At 66.9% G+C, this 20,653-nt stretch carries 19 protein-coding genes; 4 read left to right on the forward strand and 15 right to left on the reverse strand.

Annotated features, from left to right (window positions below; genetic code table 11):
• Positions 1–63: 63 nt before the first annotated feature.
• Positions 64–1,746, forward strand: coding sequence for an AMP-binding protein (locus KDB67_RS06260; protein ID WP_291013758.1), 1,683 nt, complete (start codon positions 64–66; stop codon positions 1,744–1,746).
• Positions 1,747–1,814: 68 nt separating this feature from the next.
• Here KDB67_RS06260 and KDB67_RS06265 read toward each other — a convergent pair whose 3' ends face one another.
• The 3 genes from KDB67_RS06265 to thyX form a co-directional block, all read right to left on the reverse strand.
• On the reverse strand, positions 1,815–3,692 hold the full coding sequence (locus tag KDB67_RS06265; protein ID WP_291013761.1) for a ribonuclease J: 1,878 nt from the start codon (positions 3,690–3,692) through the stop codon (positions 1,815–1,817).
• On the reverse strand, positions 3,692–4,597 hold the full coding sequence (gene dapA, locus KDB67_RS06270) for a 4-hydroxy-tetrahydrodipicolinate synthase (RefSeq protein WP_291013764.1): 906 nt from the start codon (positions 4,595–4,597) through the stop codon (positions 3,692–3,694). Before dapA ends, KDB67_RS06265 begins: the two co-directional genes overlap by 1 nt.
• 135 nt (positions 4,598–4,732) lie before the next feature.
• Positions 4,733–5,485: an FAD-dependent thymidylate synthase gene (gene thyX, locus KDB67_RS06275; protein WP_291013766.1), complete on the reverse strand. Its 753-nt coding sequence runs from the start codon at positions 5,483–5,485 to the stop codon at positions 4,733–4,735.
• A gap of 332 nt (positions 5,486–5,817) precedes the next feature.
• On the opposite strand from thyX, the gene KDB67_RS06280 reads away from it, so the two are divergent.
• Positions 5,818–7,518: an alkaline phosphatase D family protein gene (locus tag KDB67_RS06280; RefSeq protein ID WP_291013801.1), complete on the forward strand. Its 1,701-nt coding sequence runs from the start codon at positions 5,818–5,820 to the stop codon at positions 7,516–7,518.
• A gap of 61 nt (positions 7,519–7,579) precedes the next feature.
• On the forward strand, positions 7,580–8,383 hold the full coding sequence (locus KDB67_RS06285) for a tyrosine-protein phosphatase (protein WP_291013768.1): 804 nt from the start codon (positions 7,580–7,582) through the stop codon (positions 8,381–8,383).
• On the opposite strand, the gene KDB67_RS06290 is transcribed toward KDB67_RS06285, so the two are convergent.
• The 9 genes from KDB67_RS06290 to KDB67_RS06330 all read right to left on the reverse strand — a co-directional run bounded on the left by KDB67_RS06290 (position 8,367) and on the right by KDB67_RS06330 (position 15,981).
• Positions 8,367–9,137, reverse strand: coding sequence for an HAD-IIB family hydrolase (locus KDB67_RS06290; protein ID WP_291013771.1), 771 nt, complete (start codon positions 9,135–9,137; stop codon positions 8,367–8,369). The genes KDB67_RS06285 and KDB67_RS06290 overlap by 17 nt on opposite strands.
• Before the next feature lie 144 nt (positions 9,138–9,281).
• Positions 9,282–10,508: a crosslink repair DNA glycosylase YcaQ family protein gene (locus tag KDB67_RS06295; protein ID WP_291013773.1), complete on the reverse strand. Its 1,227-nt coding sequence runs from the start codon at positions 10,506–10,508 to the stop codon at positions 9,282–9,284.
• On the reverse strand, positions 10,505–11,008 hold the full coding sequence (locus KDB67_RS06300; RefSeq protein WP_291013775.1) for a dihydrofolate reductase: 504 nt from the start codon (positions 11,006–11,008) through the stop codon (positions 10,505–10,507). Before KDB67_RS06300 ends, KDB67_RS06295 begins: the two co-directional genes overlap by 4 nt.
• Position 11,009: 1 nt before the next feature.
• Positions 11,010–11,825, reverse strand: a complete 816-nt coding sequence (locus KDB67_RS06305) for a thymidylate synthase (RefSeq protein ID WP_291013803.1) — start codon at positions 11,823–11,825, stop codon at positions 11,010–11,012.
• A 97-nt stretch (positions 11,826–11,922) separates the two neighbouring features.
• Complete coding sequence (locus KDB67_RS06310; RefSeq protein ID WP_291013777.1) at positions 11,923–12,375, reverse strand: NAD(P)H-dependent oxidoreductase; 453 nt, start codon at positions 12,373–12,375, stop codon at positions 11,923–11,925.
• Entirely contained in the window at positions 12,372–12,878 is a 507-nt protein-coding gene (locus KDB67_RS06315) for a hypothetical protein (RefSeq protein WP_291013779.1), read from the reverse strand. Before KDB67_RS06315 ends, KDB67_RS06310 begins: the two co-directional genes overlap by 4 nt.
• Before the next feature lie 4 nt (positions 12,879–12,882).
• Positions 12,883–13,632 (reverse strand): 4-hydroxy-tetrahydrodipicolinate reductase, encoded by a 750-nt coding sequence (gene dapB, locus KDB67_RS06320; protein ID WP_291013782.1) that lies wholly within the window; start codon positions 13,630–13,632, stop codon positions 12,883–12,885.
• A 75-nt stretch (positions 13,633–13,707) separates the two neighbouring features.
• Complete coding sequence (locus tag KDB67_RS06325; RefSeq protein WP_291013785.1) at positions 13,708–14,481, reverse strand: NRDE family protein; 774 nt, start codon at positions 14,479–14,481, stop codon at positions 13,708–13,710.
• A gap of 57 nt (positions 14,482–14,538) precedes the next feature.
• Positions 14,539–15,981, reverse strand: a complete 1,443-nt coding sequence (locus KDB67_RS06330) for a putative nucleotidyltransferase substrate binding domain-containing protein (RefSeq protein WP_291013787.1) — start codon at positions 15,979–15,981, stop codon at positions 14,539–14,541.
• A 169-nt stretch (positions 15,982–16,150) separates the two neighbouring features.
• Between KDB67_RS06330 and KDB67_RS06335 the strand changes: the two genes are divergently transcribed.
• Entirely contained in the window at positions 16,151–16,561 is a 411-nt protein-coding gene (locus tag KDB67_RS06335; RefSeq protein WP_291013789.1) for a hypothetical protein, read from the forward strand.
• Between the two features lie 75 nt (positions 16,562–16,636).
• Here KDB67_RS06335 and KDB67_RS06340 read toward each other — a convergent pair whose 3' ends face one another.
• The 3 genes from KDB67_RS06340 to KDB67_RS06350 all read right to left on the reverse strand — a co-directional run.
• Positions 16,637–18,913 (reverse strand): polyribonucleotide nucleotidyltransferase, encoded by a 2,277-nt coding sequence (locus KDB67_RS06340; protein WP_291013792.1) that lies wholly within the window; start codon positions 18,911–18,913, stop codon positions 16,637–16,639.
• Between the two features lie 411 nt (positions 18,914–19,324).
• Positions 19,325–19,594, reverse strand: a complete 270-nt coding sequence (gene rpsO / locus KDB67_RS06345; protein WP_291013795.1) for a 30S ribosomal protein S15 — start codon at positions 19,592–19,594, stop codon at positions 19,325–19,327.
• Between the two features lie 141 nt (positions 19,595–19,735).
• Positions 19,736–20,653, reverse strand: a 918-nt coding sequence (locus KDB67_RS06350; protein ID WP_291013798.1) for a bifunctional riboflavin kinase/FAD synthetase, incomplete at its 5' end; no start/stop codon positions are given.

The raw sequence follows: 20,653 nt of genomic DNA on the forward strand, positions 1-20,653 counted from the left end.
ATGTTCAGCCATACTGAACACCGTAGCGGAGGCACGCCCTAAACTGTGCGGGAAGGGAGACCGATGTCCGACTACGTTTCCCGGCCATGGCTCGCTCTCTACGGCGAACGGCCGGCATTCCAGCGCAACTGCTACGACACGGCACTGGAGATGTTCGACGCCACCGTCGCAGCGCGCGGCGATGATATCGCCCTGCACTATTTCGACGGCGCCACCACATGGACACAGCTCGACCGGGCCGCGGACTCGCTGGCCGCGTACATGCAGACGCGTGGCTTCAGGTCCGGCGACCGGCTGGCGATCTGTACTCAGAACAACCCCGCCCTGGTCATCGGGCTCGTCGCGGCGTGGAAGGCCGGAGGTGCCGCGGTATTGATCAGCCCGATGAGCACCCTAGAGGAGTTCAGCCAGTTCCTCGGTACCTACCGGCCATCAGGGCTGCTGGTGCTCGGCGACATCTACCGGGACATCGCCCGTACCGCGCTCACCGACATCTCGGACACCTGGCCCGTTCCGATCGTGGTGACCGCATCACCGTTCGACGGTCAGAGCACCGACGATCCGCGGGTGCTGGAGGAATCAGCCCGGCACCGCCCAGCAGACACAGTCGACCTGTATGCACTGACCGCCGCCCACACCCGGCCGCGCGTCCGGTGCACCATCGGGCCCGGAGACACCGCGGTGCTGCTCAACACATCCGGCACCACGGGATTTCCCAAGGGCGCTGCCATCACGCACGCCAACCTCATGTTCAGCACTCAGACCTACCGGAACTGGACCGGTGTGGGTGAGATGGACCCGATTCTCGCGCTCGCCCCGATCTTCCATGTCACCGGCCTGGTTGCGGGTGTCACCTTGTCGATGCACCTGGGATCACCGTTGGTGCTAACCCATCGCATCCACCCGATGGTCGTCGCCGACGCGATCAGGACGCATCGGCCCGCGTTCGCGACCGCCGCGATCACCGCCTACATCGCGCTGGCCGACGAGTCCGATCTCACGCCCGAGGACCTGACATGCCTGCGTCTGCGCTTTTCGGGCGGTTCCCCGATCGACCCCGATACCGCCGACCGGCTCGAAGCCGTTCTCGGCGGCTACATCCACAACGTGTACGGCCAGACCGAGAGCACGTCACCATCGCATATCGTGCCACCGGGCCTGCGGGCACCCGTCGACGCCGATACGGGGGTGATCTCGGTCGGAATCCCGGTGTGCAACACCATGGTTCGTGTCGTCGACGACAACGGTGAGGAGGTTCCCGTCGGTGCGATCGGTGAGCTGGTCACCTCCGGGCCACAGGTGATCAGCCAGTATTGGGGCAACCCGGCTGCCACGGCCGCGGCGCTGGCTGGGGGTGAATTGCACACTGGCGATGTGGGTTTCATGGATGCCGAGGGCTGGTTCTATGTGGTCGACCGCAGCACCGACGTGATCAATGCCGCCGGGTACAAGGTGTGGCCGTGGGAAGTCGAGCGGGTTCTCCTCTCACATCCGCTGGTCCGCGATGCCGCGGTGGTCGCGATCCCGGATGACTATCGCGGACAGAGCGTGAAAGCCTTTGTGGTGCTTGATACTCCGCAAGAAGCGACTGGACAGTGCCCGGTCACGGAGGCGGGTCTGATCGAGTTCTGCCGGGCTCGTCTGGCGGCCTACAAGTATCCGCGTGAGGTCGAGGTGGTCGGTGCCCTGCCGAGAACGTCCACCGGGAAACTACTGCGGCGGCACCTGCGCGAAGGCTCGTCGTAAACCCCACGAATAAGCCCCGGCATCGCAATATTTGTGATGCCGGGGCCTGTTCGTGGGGTTCAGGGCAGTCAGTTGCCCCGCACGGCCAGAACCGTGGGCACGATCATCGGGCGGCGACGGTACTTCTCCGACACCCAGCGGCCGACGGTCCGACGGATGGTCTGGGCGATGCGATGGGTGTCGGTGACCCCTTCGGCATACAGGGTGTCCAGGGCCCTGCCGACGAGATCGGCGGCGTCCTTGAGCGCGGCCGGATCGTCGGAGAAACCACGCCCGGAGATCTCCGGCGGACTGACCGTGCGGCCGGTCTCCGGATCGACCGCGACGGTGATGGCGATGAAACCGCCCTCGCCGAGGACCAAACGTTCCGACAGCGTGGACTCGCCGACGTCGCCGACGGACAGCCCGTCGACGTATACGTAGCCGACGGGTACGCGCCCGGTGATGGTGGCCAAGCCGTCGACGAGGTCGACGACCACGCCGTCCTCGGCCAGGGCCACCCGGCCCGGCGCCACACCGGTGGCGATGGCCAGGTCGCCGTTGGCGCGCAGGTGCCGCCACTCCCCGTGTACCGGCATCACGTTGGTGGGGCGCACCGCGTTGTACAGGTACAGCAGCTCGCCGGCCGAGGCGTGCCCGGACACGTGCACCTTCGCCGACTGCTGGGTGATGACGGTCGCGCCTCGCTTGGCCAGGCCGTTGACCACCGCGAACACAGAGTTCTCGTTGCCCGGGATCAGCGAGGAGGCAAGGACGACGAGGTCGTCGGCGCGGATGTTGATCTGCCGGTGTTCGCCGCGCGCCATCCGCGACAGCGCCGACAACGGCTCGCCCTGTGACCCGGTGGAGATCAGCACCACCCGGTGATCGGGAAGCGTGGCTGCGGTGTCGAGGTCGACGACCACCCCGTCGGGCACCGACAGATACCCCAGGTCCTGGGCGATCTGCATGTTGCGGACCATTGAACGCCCGACGAACGTGACCCGCCGGTTGTGGGCGTGCGCGACGTCGATGATCTGCTGGATGCGGTGTACGTGGCTGGCGAACGACGCCACGATCACCCGCTGGCGGGCCTTGCCGATGACTTGGTCGAGCACGCCACCGATCTGCCGTTCGGGGGTGACGAAGCCGGGGACCTCGGCATTGGTGGAATCGACGAGGAACAGGTCGACGCCCTCGTCGCCGAGCCGACTGAACCCGGCGAGATCGGTGAGCCTGCCGTCGAGCGGGAGCTGGTCCAGTTTGATGTCGCCGGTGTGCAGTGCCAGACCCGCACCGGTGCGGATGGCGACGGCGATGGCATCGGGAATCGAGTGGTTGACCGCGAAGTACTCGCAGTCGAACGGCCCGTGCTGGGTCCGTTCACCCTCGGTGACCTTGACCAGCTTGGGCCGCTGCCGATGCTCCCGGCACTTGGCCTCCAGCAATGCCAGCGTGAACGTGGAGCCCACGACCGGGATGTCGCCGCGCAACCGCAGCAGGAACGGGACCGCACCGATGTGGTCCTCGTGGCCGTGGGTGAGGATCACCGCCTCGACGTCATCGATTCGGTCCTCGATGTACCGGAAGTCGGGCAGGATCAGGTCGACGCCGGGCTGCGCGTCCTCGGGGAACAACACGCCGCAGTCGACGATCAGCAGACGGCCGTCGTATTCGAAGACGGTCATGTTGCGGCCGACCTCGCCGATACCGCCGAGTGCGACGACCCGCAATCCACCGCTGCGCAGCTTGGGCGGAGGCCCCATCCGGTCGGGGGCGGTCTGGGTGGTCTGCGATTCGGCAACGGCGCGTTCGTGTTTGCCGCGGGATGCCTGCCCGCCGGTACCGGGGGCTTCGGTTTCCGTGGCGTGCCGGGCCGCGCCCGAGGCGCTCTCGGCGACCGTCGCGGGGCTCGGCGGGCCTGCATGTCGTGAGGCGCCGCGCCGACGCCGGGCTGGGCTCGTCATCAGTTCAGTAATCCCGCTGCGGTCAGATCCGCTGCCAGCTCATCGAGTTGTGCGGCGTCGGCCGGCACCTGCGGCAGACGTGGATCGCCCACGTCGAGGCCGAGCAGCCGCAGCGATGCCTTGACCATCGTGACACCGCCGAGCCGGCCCATCGCACCCACGAGCGGGGCCACCGAGTTGTTGATCTCGCGGGCGGCCACCACGTCACCCTTCTCGAACGCCAGTTGCATCTCGCGGAGCCGGTCGGCGACGAGATGACCGATGACGCTGACGAATCCGGTGGCGCCGACCGACAGCCACGGCAGGTTCAGCCCGTCGTCGCCGGACAGGTACTCCAGACCGGTGGAGGCGATGAGCCCGGCACCTGCGGCCAGGTCGCCCTTGGCGTCCTTGACCCCGACGATCCTGGGGTGTTCGGCGAGTGCGCGGATGGTGGGTTCGGCGATCGGGATCACCGAACGCGGGGGAATGTCGTAGAGCAGCACGGGCAGGTCGGTGGCGTCGGCGACCGCCCGGAAATGGGCCAGCAGACCGGCCTGCGGTGGTTTGGAGTAGTACGGGGTGACCACGAGCAGACCGTGCGCACCCGCCTCTGCACCGGCGATCGCGAACTCGACGCTTTCAGCGGTGTCGTAAGTACCGACGCCGTGAGTGATGCGGCAGCGATCGCCGACCGCGTCGAGGACGGCCCGCAGCAGTTCGAGTTTCTCGGCAGGCTGGGTGGTGGGCGACTCACCCGTCGTGCCGGACAGCACCAGCCCGTCACAACCCTTGGTCACCAGGTGGTCGGCCAGCTCCGCCGCCTTGTCGAGATCGAGAGTTCCGTCGGCGCGGAACGGAGTCACCATCGCCACCACATTCGTCCCGAAAGGGTGCGCGTCAGGCTGCTGCACGGCTGCGTTCATGGTGGTCAAGGCTACCTTCTCCTGGGTCGATCCCGCGCCGGGGATACCTGTGCGGGCAGTGGTGTGTCGAGAACGAGAGCGGGCCGAATGGTCGCACGCGCGAGGCCGGCGCGCACAGGCGAGTCGCGAATGCGATCAGCCTTCGAGAACGTACGGCGAAGTGGCCACCTCGGTGCCGTCGGCGAGCGTCCCGATCTCGAAATCGCCGAAGACGGTGGGCGCGATCGCCATCAGCTGCCGCAGGCATTCGACGGCGAGCTGGCGGATCTCGACGTCGGCGTGTTCGGTGGCGCGCATGCCGACGAAATGCCGCCAGGCGCGGTAGTTCCCGGTCACGACGATCCGGGTCTCGGTGGCGTTCGGCAGCACCGAGCGGGCAGCTTGCCGAGCCTGCTTGCGGCGCAGGATCGCGTTGGGCACGTCCGCGAACTTCGCTTCGAGGGCGTTGAGCAGTTCGACGTACGCCGCGCGGCTGGCGTCGGTCGCTTTGATGAACAGTTCTTCGAGTGCGGCGTCATCCTTGATCGCCGGTGGGGCGACCACATTGGAGTCGTGTTCGGGTACGAATCGCTGCGAGAGCTGCGAGTACGAGAAGTGCCGGTGCCGGATCAGTTCGTGGGTACACGATCGCGAGATCCCGGTGATGTAGAAGGTGACCGACGCATGTTCGAGCAGCGACAGGTGCCCGACCTCAAGAATGTGCCGCAGATAACCGGCGTTGGTCGCGGTCCGCGGGTTCGGTTTGTCCCAGCTTTCGTAGCAGGCGCGCCCGGCGAACTCGACCAGCGCCTCACCGCCGTCGGTGTCGGTGCTCCACGGCACGTCCGGCGGCGGCGTGAACTCGGTCACCGCCACCATCTGGACCTTCAACGGCACCAGTTCGGACACACCGCCTCCTCCATCGTCGATTCCCGCCGCTCGTCGTCTGCCACCGCTCATCGGTCGACTCGTTCGCATGACGAGTGCGGTCAGGGCGGGCTCCTCCGTCGCCGCCGCGCCTCGATTCTCCCCCAGACATCTGCGATGGTCGTCGTCAGGCCCGTCGATCGCGTCGCTGCCTCCGGTTTCGCGGTGCCGATGTGGTGAATCGGGAACGAATTCTGCCCGATTCCCGCGTTTCGCCGGGTCGACATTCCCAGGTGAAGGTGACCAGACGCACACGGGCACCGGCCCGATGGCGCATGATGTTCGACGTGCGTACTCAGCCCCCCGTTCCCGGCATGCCGTCCCCCGCCGACGCTCCGCCGGCCGTCACCGCAGGCTCCCCCTCCCGACGCAGCGTATTGCTGGGCGGCGCGGGTATCGGCGTCGCCGGTGCCGTGTACGGTGCCGGGCGGTCCACCGCAGCACCTGCCGCGCCGCCCCGCCCGCGCAGCCATGACGTTTTCGCGCACGGTGTGGCCTCGGGAGATCCGTTACCCGACCGGGTCATCCTGTGGACGCGGGTCTCCCCCACCCCGGCCGCCACACCCGGCTCGGGCGTCGGGGCCCCGGTCCAGGTGACCTGGCGGATCGGCACCGACAGCGCATTGCGATCGGTGGTCGCGTCGGGCACCACGACGACCGGCCCCGAACGCGACTTCACCGTCAAGATCGACGCGACGGGGCTCTCTCCCGACACCCGCTATTGGTACGAGTTCGCTCTCACCTCCGCCGGGACGACGCACAGGTCACCGATCGGTGCGACTCGCACCGCGCCCCCCGCGGATGCGGATGTCAGCCGTGTCCGGTTCGGCGTGGTGTCGTGCGCCAACTGGGAGGCCGGATACTTCGGCGCGTACCGCCACCTCCTCGGCCGTCGCGACCTCAGCGCGATCGTGCACCTCGGCGACTACTACTACGAGTACAAGACCGGTGAGTACACGGGTAAAGGGCACGCGATCCGTGTCCACGCACCGCGAAACGAGGCCCGGACGCTCCGCGACTACCGGATCCGGCACGCCCAGTACAAGACCGACACCGACCTGGCCGCGCTGCATCGGGCGCTGCCGTGGATCTGCACCTGGGACGATCACGAGTCTGCCGACAACAGCTGGCTCGGTGGTGCCGAGAACCATTCACCGTCGGAAGGAAGCTGGGCCGCCCGCAAGGCAGCTGCTGAACGTGCGTACTACGAGTGGATGCCGGTGCGGCCACCGGCCGATGCGGGCGGTCTGCATCTCTATCGCCGCCTCAGGTTCGGCAACCTGCTGGACCTGTCGATGCTGGATTTGCGCACATACCGGGACAGGGAGGTGTCGGTGCTCTCCCGCAAGATCGACGACAAGGCGCGTTCGATCACCGGGAAGGCGCAGCTGAAGTGGCTGACCGACGGCCTGACCGGCTCCACGGCCACCTGGCGGATCGTCGGCAACCCGGTGATGATCACGCCTGTGCTCCTCCCGCCGCTCGACAGGGCCACCACCGGCGCGATCACCGACGTCCTGGGTATCCCGGAAGGCGGTATCCCCTACAACGCCGACCAGTGGGACGGCTACACCGCCGACCGCGCACGGCTGCTGCGCACCATCCGGGACAAGAAGATTTCCAACGTGGTGTTCATCACCGGCGACATCCACACGTCGTGGGCGTGCGATGTCCCTGTTGACGCCGCCCGGTATCGGTCGACGGGTGCCGTGGCCACCGAGCTGGTGGTGCCGTCGGTGACCGCATCCAACATCGACGAGATGATCAAGGTGCCTGAACACACGGTCAGCAACGCGATCCCCCCGGCGATCACAGCCCTCAACCCGCACATCAAGTGGACCGACCTCGACGCGCACGGTTACGGGGTGCTCACCGTCACCAAGGCCGCCGTGCAGATGGACTGGTACTTCCTGCGGGACAAGACCCAACCCCGCACCGGCGAGTACCACGGCAGGTCATTTCGGGTCCGCAGCGGGTCCAACCGTGTTATTCCGGTAGTCAACCCCATACCCTGAGACACGCCCCCGTCCCCGAAAGGACAACCTTGCGATGACAACTCGCTCATTATCCCGGCCGATGCGCGTCATCACCAGTGTGGCCGCCGTGTCCGCCATCGCCCTGGCTCCGGCCGTCACCGGGCAGGCCGGTGTCGCGGTGGCTGTTCCGGCCGACACCGGCTCGTCCACCACCGACGCACCCGCGGTGGCGACGCCGAGCGTCATTCATCTCGCGGGTACCGAGAACACCCGGACCTTCGCCGCGTACACCACCACATCGGGCAAGAGCGTTTCGCCCGCCGTGATCCGCAGCGACAATCTGTCGAAGCTGACCGCGTCGGACATCCGCACCCTCAAGCGCCTGAACGTGACGTCGATCGTGGATCTGCGCACCCAGCTCGAATACACGGTCCAGCCGAACAGGGCGGTCCCGGGTGCCCCACTCAAGCATTTCGACGTGCTCGGTCAGACACCGATCACCAATCTGATCGACCTCTCGTCGGCCTATCGAGCGTTCGTGACCTCGCCGTCGGCCCGCGCCGCGTTCCGCAAGACACTGCTCAACATCAAGAACACCACCTCCGCCGGCAACTCGGTGATCTTCCACTGCACCGCGGGCAAGGACCGCACGGGCTGGACGGCCGCGCTGCTGCTGAGCATCCTCGGCGTCGACCGGGCGACCATCGAACGCGATTACCTGGCCAGCAACACCTACCGCCACGCCTCGCCGAGTGACCCGCTCAACGGTGTCCGCATCGAGTGGTTGCGCTCATCGTTCGCCACCGCCAACAGCAAGTACGGCAGTCTCGACGGCTACCTGCGCAAGGGTCTGGGCCTGACCACCAAGGATCTGAATACGCTGCGGGCTAATCTGCTGCGCTGAGCAACTCGTCGAGTCTGGCGTGGGTGTCATGCCAGCCGTGCACGGCGATCGAGGTGATCCCGAGGTCGGCGACGGGGCGGTCGTTGCCACCCTCGTCGAGCCGGTCGCCGTAGAACAGGATGTCGGCGATGTTCAGGTCGAGGATCTCCATCAGGCGCCGGGCACCGTAGGCCTTGTCGATGCCCTTGCGGGTGACATCGACCGACGTCGATCCGCCGCTGCGGACCTCCAGGTCCGGGAGCCGTTGCGCCGCATACGCACGCAATGCTTCCTTTTTGGCACCGTCGGGGTCCCAGGCGGCCTTGGCGTCGACGGGGGCCGCCTGGCCGAGCGCACTGTAGGTGATCTGTGAGCCCCGGTCCTCCAGGATCGGACCCCACGGCTGCGCCTCCCACAGGCCCAGTTCTTCGGCGCCGCTCTCCAGGACATCGAGCGTGCGTGACTTCTCGTCGTCGGACAGGTATTCGGCGTAGACCGTCTCCCAGCCGGAGTCGCCGAGCCGGACGTACTGGGTACCACAGGTGGGCATCAGGTGCAGGTTCGCGGCGTTGGGGTCATCGCCGATGCGGCTCAGCACCTGGGCGTCGAACTGCCCGAACTGGCCGCCGGAGATGATGCAGACCAGGCCGCGCTCGAGGAGCCTGCGCAGTTGCGCGGCCATCTCGTCGGGCAGTGGACTCTTGGACGGGGCCAGCGTGTCGTCGAGATCGAACATCACCAGCCGGTATGTGTTGCCGCCGTGTTCAACAGCCATCGCAGTGCGTACCTACTCTTCCTCGATCCACGCGCGCGTGCGCGCACGTCGCTGTACGAGGACACTACGTGTTGGGTAGTGCAACCATTATCCGCTACAACTCGTGAACGGCCGTGGTGTGCCCAAGATCGCATCCTGAGGTCGTCAGGACCGAACCCGGCGGGCCAATTCCTTCGCGAGATCACCGGAGTCCGCCACCGCCACCGCGTCAAGTCCCAGCCACTGCGCCATCGTCGTCAAGTCCGCGGCAAGGCGCTCGGCGACGACTCCGCGATCACGGCCCGGCTCCAGATGCGCGGCGGGCACCCGCAGCACGCCGGTGGCGCGGTCGGCTTTCAGATCGACCCGTGCGGCGATGTCGTCGCCGAGCAGGTACGGGTGCACGTAGTAGCCGTGGACGCGTTTGTGGGCCGGTGTGTAGATCTCGATGCGGTAGTGAAAGTCGAACAGCCGCAATGCCCGTGGTCGGCAGAACACCAGCGGGTCGAACGGTGAGAGGATCGTCGAGCAGGTGACGGCGCGTGGCGTGCGCGCTCCGGCGGCCAGGTAGGCGCGGTCGTCCCACCCCTCGACGGTCACCTCGCTGACCATCCCGTCGTCGTTCGCCTCGGCGATGGCCCGCTGCGCATCGGTACGGCTCATGCGGTAGTAGTCGGCGATGTCGGTGAGGGTGCCGACGCCCAGCGATGCCGCCGCTCGCCCGACCAGGATGCGCTGTGCATCGGCGCGGTCGATCCGCGTCTCGGCGATATCGGTGCCGACGATGCGTTCGCTGCGGTCATAGAAGCGGGAGAACTTCTCGTCCCGCACCGCCGACAGCCGCCCCTCGGCGAACAGTGCCTCGCAGACGTGTTTGACCTCGCCGCGCTCCCACCAGCTTCCGGCGTCGCCTTTGTCGCGCACGATGCCGAGGGCGGCCTCGATGTCGCGGGGCATGCTCGGGCCGAGTTCGTCGATGACGGCGACAATGTCGGCAGCCAGCGCCGCGTTGGCGGCCATCACCTCGCGGGTGTATTTCCATCGGCCGCCCGTGAATTCGTCCATACGCCAACGGAACAGCGGCCAATCATCGACGGGGATGAGCGCCGCTTCATGCGCCCAGTATTCGGCCAGCGCCCGCGGTTTGCCGACCGGTTGCCAAGCGGCTCTGGCGAGCAGCTGCCGGTCGTAAGGTCCCAGGCGCGCGAACAGCGGCAGGAAGTGAGCGCGCACCGCCACATTCACTGAGTCCAGCTGAATGAGCCCGGTGCGCCCCAGCACCCGTTTCAGATGCGTCATCGTAGGGGCCGACGTGGGTCGCCTGTCGGCGAAACCCTGTGCGGCAAGGGCGATCCTGCGCGCCTGCGCCGCCGAGATGTCCGCTGCCGTCACCGCGGGCGCCGCCGACGGTAGTCGGCGAACCGGTATCGCGCCCCCGACGACGACGTCAGCCAGTCACCGACGTCGACCGCATACCAGGTCGCCTCATCGATCGCCGGAGCGAAGGCGTCCGCATTCTCGATGACCAGATCCAACTCGGTGACCCGAAGTTCATCGGCGCCGACGATCGCGGCCCGGTATATCTGTTCACCGCCGATCACCGACACAGTCATATCCGGGGCCGCTGTCAGCGCATACGCCTCATCGAGCGATGCGGCCACTTCGGCGCCATCGGCCCGCAGGTCGGGGTTACGGCTGATCACTATGTTGCGCCGCCCGGGCAGCGGCCTGAACTTCGGCGGCAGCGACTCCCAGGTCCGCCGCCCCATGATCACCGGCGACGCCCCGGTGAGTTCCCGGAAGCGCCGCATGTCCTCGGGCACCCGCCACGGGATGGTGTTCGCCCGGCCGATCGCCCCGCGGCGGTCCTGAGCCCAGATGAGTGAGATCACCTCAGATGGCCACGGGTGCGGCGATACCCGGGTGCGAGCGGTAGCCGATCACGGCGATGTCGTCGTACTCGTAGTCGAAGATCGACGCGCGCTTACGCAGGTGCAATGTCGGATACGGGTACGGATCCCGGAGTAGTTGCCGGGTCACCTGCTCGACGTGGTTGTCGTAGATGTGGCAGTCGCCGCCGGTCCAGATGAACTCGCCCACCCGGAGTCCGGCCTGCGCGGCCATCATGTGGGTGAGCAGTGCGTACGACGCGATGTTGAACGGCACGCCGAGGAACAGGTCGGCGCTGCGCTGATACAGCTGGCACGACAGTTTTCCGTCGGCGACATAGAACTGAAAAAACGCATGGCACGGTGGCAGCGCCATCTGCGGAATCTCCCCCACATTCCAGGCCGACACGATGTTGCGCCGCGAATCCGGGTCGCTCTTGAGCAGATCGAGGGCCGCGGAGATCTGGTCGATGTACTCCCCCGACGGCGTCGGCCAAGCCCGCCACTGCGCGCCGTAGATAGGACCGAGTTCACCGAAAGGATCGGCCCACTCATCCCAGATCGTGACGCCGTGCTCGTTGAGCCAGCCGATGTTGGAGTCGCCGCGCAGGAACCACAACAATTCGTAGATGATCGACTTCAGATGGACTTTCTTGGTGGTGATCAGCGGAAACCCGGCCGCCAGGTCGTAGCGCAGCTGATGCCCGAAGACGCTGCGGGTACCGGTCCCGGTCCGGTCTGCCTTCGACGTGCCACTGTTCAGCACCAGCCGCAACAGATCTTCGTACGGGGTGGGGATGGTTCCGGGCGCGGGGCGCACCGGGTCGTGCTCGGTCGCGATATCGTCCCGGCGTTCCGCTTGCCCTGTGCTCACTCGCGCAAGTCTAATGTCGGTCGACCCTCGCGTCCCTGCGGCACTACCGCATCAACTGTGCGGCCACCGTCGCACCGAGGTTCCAGCATTCTTCCAGCTGTTGTTTGCCCGGCTTCCCGGACAGGACGACGTGGTCGGCCGACTTGACCCACGCCAGCCCGGTGGTGATCGACTCCACGGCCCGCACCGCGCCCTCGCCGCCCTCGTTGGCGTGCAGGAACAGCCCGTACGGACGTCCGCGCGTCTCGTCGAGGCACGGATAGTAGATGGTGTCGAAGGCGTGTTTGAGGGCGCCGCTGATGTAGCCGAGATTGGCCGGGGTGCCGAGCAGGTAGCCGTCGGCTTCGAGCACATCCGTCGCTGTGACGGACAGCGCTGCCTTGCGCACCACCTCCACACCCTCGATTTCGGGGTCCGTGGCGCCGCTGACCACCGCCTCGAACATCTCCTGGCAGTGCGGGGACGGCGTGTGGTGGATGATCAGCAACCTGCTCACGAGCCGGACCCCTTTGCGGCGTCCTGGTATTGGGTGACGGCGCGCTTCATCATCTCGCGGGCGCGGGTGCGGTCGCCGGCGTAGTCGTAGGCACGGGCGATGCGGTAGGTGTTGCGCCAGTCGTCGGGGTCGGCCTCCCACTCGGCCTTGACCTGGGCGAACAGTTCGTCGGCGGCGTCGCGTTCGATGCGTCCCGACGGGCGGCGCGGCAGGTGTGAGATGTCCAGTTCGCGGCCCTCGTCCTTGATCACGCGCGCCAGTTGCTGGTGTTCGATGCCGGCGCGCAGAGTCGAATACACCAGCCACACCCCGATGATCGGCAGCAGGATCACACCGATGCCCAGTCCGATGCCGGCGACACTGCCGGTGGCGATGAGCCCGAAACCACGCCAGCCCAGCAGCCCGAAGTAGAAGCACAGCGCGACGACGAGGAACGCGATCAGCCAGACGATCGGCCGGGCGTCCTTCTCCCGCGGCTTTCCCGAGGTCTTCTCAGACGCCATGACCTCAGAGGTCCATGAAGTATTCGAGACCGACGGTCAGCCCCGGATGCGCGGCCACATTGCGCACACCCAGCAGCACGCCCGGCGCGAACGACGACCGGTCCAGCGAGTCGTGCCGGATGGTCAGCGTCTCGCCCTGGGTGCCGAGCAGCACTTCCTGATGGGCGACGAGACCGGCCAGGCGCACCGAATGCACCCGAACGCCTGAAACGTCGGCACCGCGGGCACCGTCGAGTTCCTGCGACGTCGCGTCCGGGCAGGGTGCGAGTCCGGCATCGGCGCGGGCCGCTCCGATGAGTTCGGCGGTGCGGTAGGCGGTGCCCGACGGCGCGTCGGCCTTGTGCGGGTGATGCAACTCGATAACCTCCACCGATTCGTAGAACCGGGCCGCTTGCTGGGCGAATCGCATCGACAGCACCGCACCGATCGCGAAGTTGGGGGCGATGAGCACGCCGACGCCAGGATTGGCGTCGAGCCAGCCTCGGACGGTGTCGAGGCGTTCGGTGGTGAATCCGGTGGTGCCGACGACGGCGTGGATGCCGTTGTTGATGAGGAATTCCAGGTTGCCCATGACGACGTCGGGGTGGGTGAAGTCGACGACCACCGAGGTCTGGGTGTCGGTGAAGGCGGTGAGCGCGTCGTCCTTGTCGACGCCGGTGCTGTAGGCCAGGTCGTCGGCCGCCTCCACTGCGGCCACGATCGCCTGCCCGACTTTGCCATTGCTGCCGAGCACGCCGACGTTGATTCCGCTCACTGCCACTCCCTCACCTGTGCGACCTGATTACCCGCACAGTCTACGTTCGCCGGGGACGGCCGATATCGCGGCGGTCTACCACTGCATCGTCGACTGATCGAGGTAGCGACCCTCGTCGAAACGTCGTTCGGTGAGCACGCCGTGGCCGTCGGCGCGCATCCACAGGACCGAGCTGGTGCGGGTGCCGTAGCCGGGCATGCGGATGAACGCCGGAGACAGGTCCCGTTCCCGTTCGAGGCCGACCCCGGTGTCGGGCAGCAGCTCGTCGGGTGCGGGCCGATCGTCGGCGAGTATGGACAACAATGCCTCGTCGGTCGCATTGGTTTGCGGCGGTGCGGTTTTCAGAACCGCGGCCACCGCGTCGACGGTGCGGGTCACCTTGGGCCACGAGTTGTCGAGGGCGCCGTTGGACACCCCGCGTACACCATCGGAGACCCGATGCGCCGCGACCTCTGGCTTGTTGGCCGCCCACCACACCGAATCACCATCCGAGACAAGTAGATTCACCGGCGCATACTCCTCGGCGGTATCGGTGAGGCGCTGTGCCTCATCGGCCGGGGAAATATCGGACGTCAGGAAGTCGACGGGCAATGCGCCGCGTGAGCGTTTGTCCGGCTCGGGCACCGGATCACCGTCGCGGACATTGGTGACCGCCGCGAACCGCCCCGGCACCTCGGCACTCACCCCCATCCAGGTGCCGCCGGCCTGCGTATCCCGGCCACCGATGATCGGCAGATCCGGCCATCGGTGAATCGTCCGGGTCTCGCGCGCATAGAACTCATCGCGGTTGGCCGCCACCACCAACGGGTAGCCGTCGATCACGTTGACCGCGAACACAATCAGACACATCCGTCACCACATCCCTGACCCGGCACCGGCCGGTTCCATAGTCATCGAAAACACCCGTCAATCGATCAGGGGAAGATTCTGCCCGAGATTGTCGAGCCTGCGCTGAATACCGGCGATCTCGCGCACCGCCTGCGCCACCAGACTCCGGTCCAATGGGGACAGTCGTTTCATCTCCAACAGGTCGCTGACCGTCTCACCCCTGTCGAACTGAGCCACTTGATAATTCAGGCGCACGCGCTGCAGCACCTCGAACACCTCGATCAGCGTGGATGCCTGATCTCCCGGCAACACGACGCTGCCCGCGGCCGCCCGCAGCCTCGACCGGGTGTCGCGTTCGCCGGAGCCGACGAATAGCGCCACCCAGCGGGCGATGTCGGTGAGCGGCGCCAGCGCGTGCTCCTTGATGTCGAAGGTGCCGCCCTTCCCGGACAGCACATCGCGCATCGACCGTATCCGGGCTTTGGTGCTCAATGCCTCGGCGAGGATCAGACCCATCGTGTCCCGGCGGCCCCGGAGCCCGTCGAGCACCGATTCCATCCCGGTGCCGCCGGTCCCCCAGATGGGCCGGGCGTCGAGCAGCAGGGAGGTGTACACGATCGCCTCGTCGCGCAGTGGGGAGTCCATCCACTTCTGCGCCGCAGCCGACCATTCGCCACGACGCCGCGAGAACCACGGTTTGGAGGCGACCACCCCGTTGAGGTCGATGGCCAGCCCACCGCCGCCGGCGATCCCGATCACCTCTGCGCAGGCCTGCCGGAACCGGGCGATGTCGGCGTCGGTGACGTCATCGGCGAAGGCCACCGCGGAGTCGACGTCGGAGCTGAGCACAGCATCGCGACGGGCGTTGCTGCCCAACGACATCCAGCAGATCCCGGCCGGGTCGAGGTCATGTCTGTCGTTCACCAGATCCAGCGCACGGCGGACCACCGCATCGCTGAGCAACGACGCGATCGCACTCACCTCGTGCGCCGGCTGACCCCTGCGGACCAGGTCCGCCACGAAGTACGGGATCCGCGCCGCATGCTGCTGCAGCCCGGACGGTGTGGCTGCCGTCGCGATCTGCCGGCGCAATGTCAGGCTGGGTCCGGCGGGAGCCGACAGCAGGTCGGCGGCCGTCACCGAACCCAACAGCGCGCCTTCCGCGTCGACGACGGGCACACAGGTCAGGTCCTGTTCGAGCACCAGGGCGAGCACGGTCGCCACCGGAGTATCGGCTGCGACCGCGGGCACCGGTGGCCCGACGATGTCGCCGACGGGCGTGCACGGGTCGAGTCCACGGGCCACCACATCGGCGCGGATCCCCACATCGGTCAGCACACCGAAACCGTCGCCGATCCCCACGATCAGCGCCGCGAAACCACGCTCGGTCATCACCGTCGCCGCATCACGCACCGACATCGAGGCCGCCACCACCATCGGATCACCTGAGATCAGGGTGCCGATCGCACCGGCCGGTGCCTCACCGACCCGATGTGGCACGGTCAGCTTGTCCCCGGTCATACCGGTTTGCCACCCACGAGAATGCGGGACCGGGACCTGCGGAGTCGACTGCTGCACTCCGTGATTCTACGGCCGCACTCCGACGGCGCTCAGCCTGTGGATAACTTTCCGCGGCAGCCTCAGGGAGCCGTTACGCTGAACGGACACGAAGAACCAGTGAGGGGGCACAGTGGCAGATCCGGAAGAACTCGACGCGCGATTGCGTAATGTGGAACGCGACGTCGAAGGACTCAAGACAGAGAACGAGCAACTACGCCGTGATGTGTCGGCAGCGCGGGTACTGGCCGCGGGAGCCGACCAGGATGTCAGCGGGATGCACGCCGCATTCCGCGCACAGACGATGATCCTGAACGCCTTGCGCGAAACCCAACTCGAGCAAGAAGGCCGGTTCGGCGACCGCATAGACGGACTCGATGCACGCATGGATGGACTGGATGCACGCATGGATGGACTCGAAACCGAGGTCCGCACCGGGTTCGCCAAGATGACCGTGGGAATGCAGCAGATCACCACCCTGCTCACCACGGCACTCGACAACGGGTCACTCGGCCCCGGCAACGACCGGCCGAACAACTCCTGATCACATACCGACAACGAGAGCGGCCCGCCATCCCGGTGAGGATGGCGGGCCGCCCTGTCATCGGACCCTGATCGGTCAGGCGTCGACCTTCTCCGCGTCGGCCTTGGCCTCGGCAGGCTTGTCGTCGTCGACGGGGACGAGGCTGATCTTGCCGCGCTCGTCGATGTCGGCGATCTCCACACGCAGTTTGGAGCCGACGTTCACCACGTCCTCCACCTTGTTGATGCGCTTGCCCTTGCCGAGCTTGGAGATGTGCACCAGGCCGTCGCGGCCCGGCAGCAGCGACACGAACGCACCGAACGCGGTGGTCTTGACCACGGTGCCGAGGAACCGCTCGCCCACCTTGGGCAGCTGCGGGTTGGCGATGGCGTTGACCCGATCGATCGCGGCCTGCGCGGACGGGCCGTCGGCGGCTCCGACGAACACGGTGCCGTCGTCCTCGATCGAGATGTTGGCGCCGGTCTCCTCGGTGATGCCGTTGATCGTCTTACCCTTGGGGCCGATCAGCTCGCCGATCTTGTCGACGGGGATCTTGATGGTGGTGATCCGCGGCGCGTACGGGCTCATCTCGTCGGGCTCGTCGATGGCCTCGGCCATCACGTCGAGGATGGTCAGCCGGGCGTCCTTGGCCTGGTTGAGCGCACCGGCCAGCACGTGCGACGGGATGCCGTCGAGCTTGGTGTCGAGCTGCAGCGCGGTCACGAAATCCTTGGTGCCGGCGACCTTGAAGTCCATGTCGCCGAAGGCGTCTTCGGCGCCGAGGATGTCGGTCAGTGCGACATAGCGGGTTTCGCCGTCGACGTCGTCGGACACCAGACCCATCGCGATACCGGCGACCGGGGCACGCAGCGGCACACCGGCATTGAGCAGCGACAGGGTGGATGCGCACACCGAACCCATCGAGGTGGAACCGTTGGAGCCCAACGCCTCGGACACCTGACGGATCGCGTAGGGGAAGTCGGCGACGCTCGGCAGCACCGGCACGAGGGCCCGCTCGGCGAGCGCACCGTGACCGATTTCGCGGCGCTTGGGCGACCCGACGCGGCCGGTCTCACCGGTCGAGTACGGCGGGAAGTTGTAGTGGTGCATGTACCGCTTGGACGTTTCGGGTCCGAGCGAGTCGATCTGCTGGGCCATCTTCACCATGTCAAGGGTGGTGACGCCCATGATCTGGGTCTCGCCGCGCTCGAACAGAGCCGAACCGTGGGCGCGCGGGATGACCGCGACCTCCGCGGACAGCGACCGGATGTCGGTGGTGCCGCGGCCGTCGATGCGGAAGTGGTCGGTGAGGATGCGCTGACGCACCAGCTTCTTGGTGAGCGAGCGGAACGCCGCCCCGATCTCCTTCTCGCGGCCCTCGAACTGACCGGCGAGCTGGTCGAGGATCTCGGCCTTGAGGTCGTCGGTTGCGTCCTCGCGCTCGTGCTTGCCGGCGATGGTGAGGATCTGCGACAGCTTGTCGGACGCGGCTGCGGCGACGGCGTCGAAGGCGTCGGCCTCGTAGGCCGGGAACAGCGGGAACTCGCCGGTCTCCTTGGCCGCGGCGGCAGCCATCGACTTCTGGGCCTCGCACAGGGCGGCGATGAACGGCTTGGCGGCTTCGAGACCTTCGGCGACGATCGCCTCGGTGGGTGCCTGCGCACCACCGGCGATGATGTCGATGACGTTCTCGGTGGCCTCGGCCTCGACCATCATGATGGCGACGTCGGCGTCGGCGCCTTCACCGGAGACGATGCGACCGGCGACGACCATGTCGAACACGGCGCCCTCGAGCTGCTCGACGGTCGGGAACGCGACCCACTGGCCGACCTTGTTCTCTTCGGTCGGGATGAGGGCCACGCGCACACCGCCGACGGGACCGGAGAACGGCAGGCCGGCGATCTGGGTGGAGGCCGAGGCGGCGTTGATGGCAAGCACGTCGTACAGGTCCTGCGGGTTGAGGCTCAGGACGGTGACGACGACCTGGATCTCGTTGCGCAGGCCGTCGACGAACGACGGGCGCAGCGGCCGGTCGATGAGCCGGCAGGTGAGGATGGCGTCGGTGGACGGGCGGCCTTCGCGGCGGAAGAACGAGCCGGGGATGCGGCCGGCTGCGTACATGCGCTCTTCGACGTCGACGGTCAGCGGGAAGAAGTCGAAGTGTTCCTTCGGCTGCTTGGAGGCTGCGGTGGTGGACAGCAGCATGGTCTCATCGTCGAGGTAGGCGACGACCGCGCCGGCGGCCTGCAGAGCGAGACGTCCGGTTTCGAACCGGATGGTGCGGGTGCCGAAGCTGCCGTTGTCGATGATGGCGGTGGCTTCGGTGATCGAGTCGTCGAAGTCTTCGGCGACGTCGGTGTTCACATCGGTCATGTGAGGTGGGGATTCCCTTCGTGTCGGCCGCTCATCGGTGGCGGCCGGGTGTGTCTCCGGCGCGTGGGCCGGATCTTGTGGACAGCCTGACGCCACGCAGCACACCATCGGATGTGCGCGAAGAGCGTCGAGCAGGGTGGAGTCGAGGCATATCGCGGATCAGATACGTCGGACACGATCGTGTTGTGTCCGGTTCCGCGGAGACGGCCTTCGATCGAAGCGGCCGGAACCCCTGTTCCGGCGGCCACTACCGAGGACCGATCTACCGACGATGCCCGTATTCATCCTGCATATATCTTGACAACAGCCTGTTCCAGCCTATCACTGTCGGCCCGCGGCCGGATATAACTCTTCGGCCGCCCCCCGAATCCCGGGGAGCGGCCGAAGCGAAGTATGAAGTGCGCGAAGGTATCAGCGACGCAGGCCCAGACGCTCGATGAGCGACCGGTAGCGGTTGATGTCGACCTTGGCGACGTACTTGAGCAGGCGACGGCGACGACCGACGAGCAACAGCAGGCCGCGGCGGCTGTGATGATCGTGCTTGTGCTGCTTGAGGTGCTCGGTGAGGTCGGTGATGCGCTTGGTCAGCAGCGCGACCTGAGCCTCGGGTGAGCCGGTGTCGGTCTCGTGCAGCCCGTATTCGGCCAGGATGACCTTCTTCTGCTCAGCAGTCAAAGACATGGGGATACTCCCTGTTTTTCAGTCCCGCGTGATGATGTCCCGATCAGGCGCCTACCCAGGTACCGATGCGGGTGGTGCGCCGCCGCGGACCGCAGCAACACCGACGGGCCAATCTACCAGCGCTCGGACCGTCGGCCCAAATCAGGACTCTTGTGCTCCCAGGATCACCCGCGTCTTCTCGACGTCGCGGTTCATCTCGGCGATGAGGGCATCGACGTCGGCGAACGGTTCCATACCCCGGATGCGGCTGACGAAGTCGACGGCCACGTGCTGACCGTAAAGGTCAGCGGTGCGGTCCAGCACGAATGCCTCGACGGTACGGGTGCGCCCGGAGAACGTCGGGTTGGTGCCGACCGACACCGCGGCCTGGTACCGCTGTCCCGGTTCGACCTGTCCGGTGACCGGGCCCTGGCCGAGGACGGTGAACCAGGCCGCGTACACACCATCGGCGGGGATCGCCGAATACATGGGCGGGGCGACGTTGGCGGTGGGAAATCCGAGGTCACGGCCCCGCTTCTCACCGTGCACGATGACCCCCTCGACCCGGTGCGGCCGACCGAGCGCCTCGGCGGCGCTTTCCACATCACCGGCGGCAACACATGACCGGATGTAGGTGGACGAGTAGGTGACGGCATGTTCACCGAACAGCGAGATCGCCTCGACCTCGAATCCGAATCGCTGTCCGAGTTCGGTGAGTTTCGCGACGTCACCGGCAGCTTTGCGCCCGAACGTGAAGTTGTCGCCGACCACGACGACGGCGGCGTGCAGATGTTCGACGAGCACTTCGTGCGCGAAGTCTTTGGGCGTCCGCGACATCACCTCGGGTGTGAACGGCACGACGCAGAACACGTCGATGCCGAGCTCTTCTGCCAATTCGGCGCGCCGGGTGAGGGTGGTCAGTTGCGGCGGGTGCGCACCGGGCCGCACCACCTCGGTGGGGTGCGGGTCGAACGTCATCAGCACCGACGGGATCCCGCGGTCCTTGGCCGCGGCCGTCGCCGAGTTGATGAGCTGGGCGTGCCCCCGGTGGACGCCGTCGAACACGCCGATGGTGACCAC

This window comes from Gordonia sp. (in: high G+C Gram-positive bacteria), from assembly GCF_020438995.1.
GTDB lineage: Bacteria > Actinomycetota > Actinomycetes > Mycobacteriales > Mycobacteriaceae > Gordonia.